The sequence below is a fragment of the Streptomyces sp. NPDC059900 genome (assembly GCF_050270335.1).
Taxonomy (GTDB): Bacteria; Actinomycetota; Actinomycetes; order Streptomycetales; family Streptomycetaceae; genus Streptomyces.
Genome location: NZ_JBNNJZ010000904.1, coordinates 1 through 2,255, shown reverse-complemented (window position 1 = coordinate 2,255; position 2,255 = coordinate 1). Strand labels below are relative to the sequence as shown.

Genomic DNA, 2,255 nt, shown 5'->3' with positions numbered 1-2,255 from the left:
GTGCTTTCACATGTGGCCGGCGCATCGGTAGCCGGCGCGGTGCTGTACGGCGGCGGCGCGTTCGTGGCCTGGATGACGCTCTGTGTCACCGTGCTGATGGCGCTCGGCCTGCTCGGGCAGCACAGCCATTCCGGCGAATGAGGGACCACGCCGGCCGGCAACTGCGCCTCTCCGTCTGGCTGTTGCGTGCTTGCTGTGAGATCGTCCTGGGATGTCCGACACTGCTGGGAATACGGTTTCGGCGCGGCCCGATGACCGCACCGCGTCCGCTCTGCGCTTCGCGGTGGAACTCGTCGCCTGGGTGGCAACCCCCTGGGCACTGGCCGACCGCTCGTGGCTCCTCGCCGCCCTGTCCGTGGTGCTCCTGATCGGTCTTCCCACAGTCTTCTCCACACCGGGCGACAAGGCGAGCGTGATCATCGCCGTGCCGGGCTGGGTCACGATTCTCCTCGTCCTGCTCCAGCTCGCCGCAGCGGTGACTTCGTCGTGGCTGGCATGGCCGACGTGGGCGGCGGTTCTCGTAACTCTGATGGCACTCACCTCCCTCGTCACCGAGCGCCGCCGCTGGAAGTGGCTGCTTGCCGGAGCGCCGTCGAACACACACAACGGCCCGGCACGCCAAGCGCCATAGCCGCCGCCGGACCGTGGGCGACGGCCATGATCTGTGATGCCGTTGTCGACGCCGACACGGACGCATGAACGAGCCCCTCCGCCCACCCGCCTGAAGCGACCGCCTTGCGATGGCCGCGCTTTGCGGACGCCGATGCGCCGGAGATGGCAAGCTGATCCGGATCACGGCTGATCGACTCGGCGAACTCCCCTGCCGTTCAACGGAATTCCCAGCGGCGGGCGTCTCGCCGGTGCGGCCACGGTCGATGTCCGTCTGAATCGGGGGAGGCGCAGCAGTGCGAGACCAACTCTTCGGGGACCGCTACCGGTTGGTGCGGGAACTCGGCGAGGGCGGTATGGGGCAGGTATGGGAGGCGCAGGACGAGCGGCTTGGCCGACGCGTCGCGGTCAAGGTGATTTCCCTGCTCGCCGGCGGCGGACGCCGCGGTGACGAGGCGCGGGCCAGGTTCCTGCGCGAGGCGCGGATCACCGCTCGGTTGCAGCACCCCGGCATCGTGACCATTCATGACCTCGGCGAGGCCGACGTCGAGGGCGAGAAGGTGCCGTTCCTGGTGATGGAGTTGGTCCGGGGCGAGGGCCTGGACGTGCTGATCGGTCGAGACATCATCTCCACGGCTGATGCCGCTCGCTGGGGAGCGCAGATAGCTGACGCGCTGGACGACGCGCACAACAGCGGGATCATGCATCGGGACATCAAGCCCTCCAACATCTTCATCACGCCGACCGGCACCGTGAAGGTCCTGGATTTCGGTATCGCAAGAGCGGCCGACAGCAACGCGATCGGGGATCGCCTCACCCAGACCGGCCTGATCGTGGGCACACCTCCCTACATCGCCCCCGAACAACCACGTGGTCTTCCCGAACCACGCAGCGACCTGTACGCCCTCGGCTGCCTCCTCTTCGAGCTGCTCACAGGCCGATTGCCCTTTCAGGCCCCCGATTCGATGGGCTACCTCTCGGCACACCTCACCCAGCCGCCGCCCGCCCCCAGCGCGATACGGGCGGGCATCCCGGCCGCTTGGGACGACCTCGTGCTCACTCTGCTGCACAAGGACCCCGACCAGCGGTTCGCGAACGCCGCGGATCTCGCCTGGGCGCTGAGGCAACTCCTCCTGGTAACCGAACCCCCGGCAAATGGCTCGCCCTGGCCACCCACCCAGCTGGACGCCCCCGCCACGCCCGAGCCGGGCGAGTACCTCTTCGCCACCTGCATCGACCCGCAGGGAACGGTGCGATTGTGGGACCCGGCCACCGCCCGCCCGGTGTGCCAGCCCCTGGCAGGGCACACCGGCACCGTGTTCCGTATGGCCTTCTCCCCCGACGCCCGCCTCCTTGCCACCGGCGGCATGGACACAACGGTCCGGTTGTGGGACACCGCCACCGGCCAACCCGTCGGTGAACCTCTGGCAGGCCACACGGCCACCGTGGAGGATGTGGCGTTCTCTCCCGATGGCCGGCTCATCACCTCGGCCGGCGCAGACGCAACGGCGCGCTTGTGGGATCCCGTGACCGGCCAGCCCGTCGGCGACCCCCTGACCGGTCACACCGACGCCGTGGTGGGGGTGGCGATTTCTCCCGACGGCCGGATGGTCGCCACCGGCAGCATGGACACGACGGTCCGGCTC

General features: G+C 69.0%; 2 protein-coding genes. Both read left to right on the top strand.

The features are described from left to right. Positions 1-211: 211 nt before the first annotated feature. Positions 212-631, top strand: a complete 420-nt coding sequence (locus ACQKIP_RS45525) for a hypothetical protein (protein ID WP_365856798.1) — start codon at positions 212-214, stop codon at positions 629-631. A gap of 274 nt (positions 632-905) precedes the next feature. Further along, positions 906-2,255: WD40 repeat domain-containing serine/threonine protein kinase (locus ACQKIP_RS45520; RefSeq protein WP_427745683.1), on the top strand; the 1,350-nt coding region annotated here is incomplete at its 3' end.